This is a genomic window from Xenorhabdus santafensis, from assembly GCF_033949405.1.
Lineage (GTDB): Bacteria > Pseudomonadota > Gammaproteobacteria > Enterobacterales > Enterobacteriaceae > Xenorhabdus > Xenorhabdus santafensis.
The window spans coordinates 1-2021 of the sequence record NZ_VCDN01000145.1 but is presented as its reverse complement, the minus strand read 5'-3'; the positions used below and the strand labels follow the sequence as shown (position 1 = coordinate 2021).

The 2021-nt window shown below is 42.5% G+C and carries 1 protein-coding gene; it reads right to left on the bottom strand.

The genetic code is table 11. The features are described 5' to 3' along the window. Window positions 1–1976, bottom strand: a 1976-nt coding sequence (locus tag FE392_RS19300; protein WP_319931768.1) for an inverse autotransporter beta domain-containing protein, incomplete at its 3' end; no start/stop codon positions are given. Window positions 1977–2021 lie beyond the last annotated feature (45 nt).

Genomic DNA, 2021 nt, shown 5'->3' with positions numbered 1-2021 from the left:
GTTGACACCCCGTCAGCCGGCACGTTATCCGTCAGTATTTTCAGTTGGTCAGGTTTGATCTGAGCCGTTTTCTCATTGGCTTTCGTTATCACATGGGCAAAAGAGAAAGCCACATTTCGGCTAAATGGTGTCAGCTTCACCCTCTCAGGGCGGGTGCCGGCAGTGACTATGAGGGCATACTTCGCCACATCAATACGCTGGAAAGCAGAAACCTGAACAGATGGATTGTCTGTCGAGCGGCTTGCCTGCGTTTTATGTTCCGGATCAATCTGAAGATGCAGCTCTCGGACATCAACATCAATAGGTGAGTTATTTTTATCTCTGATCTCCAGTATGACTTGTCTGGTGCTTTTGCCATCTGCGGGCATCTCAATTTTTTCGGGCAAAAACCGGCTTCGGGCGGTGTCTATCGCTGCGGAGGAAACAATAACCTGAAGGAAAACACGAGATGAACGATTCCCTTTTTTATCGATGGCAACCGCGGAAATTTGATAGGTATTTTTAGCATCCTTACCATATTGGTAATTTGGCAAAAAAATATGATAGTCATGGTGTTCTTTTTCAACCACGCTGCCCCCATTCGCCACTAATGATGCCACATCCCAATCAATACGCGCTAAACCATATTTTGACGTCACAGCCACGTTCAACGGTTTTTCTTCACCGGCATACCCGTTGATTTCTTTATCTAACCGTAAATTAATCACTTCTTTTTTCTGGTATTCCAGAACAATATTATTATTCCTGTCAACAAAGCTATAGCGATTAGCCGCTAATGTACGTAGTTGAGAAACTGCCTCGGTTGAAATTTGTTTCGCCCACGACATACCGAATTGATAATTGATCTGGAGATTTAATTTTGTATCATGCTGGCCCGAATTCCCCTGCTTTCTCTCCGCGCCCAAAGTAATTAATGGCACCGGAGTATATGTAATACCCGCAGTCAATGCCTGAGGATTATTCTGGCGTTTATCCTTGCCAAACAGCCCCGTTTCATGACCATAATACTTTTCATACATTAATTTCGCGCCCAATTGAGGATAATGTTTTAAATACCCTTCAGCGCGAATATCCCAACCATTTGCCGGGCGGGCGCGATAGTCTTCTATCTCCGGGGAATCTTTCCAATCGCTGATTTTCAAATAACCATTAGCACTCAGTTTTAAATAATCACGCCAATATTCGACGCCAAGGCCAACACGGGAATGCTGGCGAGATAAATCATGGTCAAAGAATATATTATTGCCATACATATATTCTGGCGTGAAATAGCGCCAGCCCAAGCCTAAATTAACTTGTGTCCTGCCATCGGTTTTATGCAGGCTGCTTTGATTAAAGATAAGATTTTCCTTTTGCTCCCACAAAGGAAAAAGCCCATCAAATTGAGAGCCAGCCAGAGAGAATTTTTTATCAAGATTCAGTTGAACACGCGCATGACCGAACTTCCTCAGCCATTGCTCAATTTCGCCATTAGCTTTACTGACAAGGGATGAACGGACGAGATCAGCCGCACGATCTATACTGGGATCGCTTTTTAAAAAGTGCCCAGTCCGCTCAACAACATGGGCAAGCTGTTTTTCTTGTTCCGTGGGTTCTTGCTGTTTTGTCTCTTGTTGAGCATCAGGTAATTTCAGCCATTTTTTTCTCTCAGGGATGACAATAGATTCTCCTGGTGTTAACAATGCATTATCACTAAACAAGGAGAGTTGAGGGTTGACTGCTTTTATTTGATCAATTGTCGCATTGGTTTTTTTTGAGACATCATTCAAGGTTTCATTTTCTTGAATCGTATATCCTTGGCTTATCGGCACAATTTTTGATTCTTTGTTAATTTGTTTATCTGTGTCGGCAGCCATAGCCGGAGAAAAACTGACAACAATAGGAAATAATGATTGAAAGGCAATGTTAACCCATGCAATACGACGGATAAAACTTGTGTTATTCACACCCGTTTCGCATCTATTCTCTTTATCCATAGCTTCACTCAAATAAATAATTCCGGCAAATAAAAACAGTCTAAA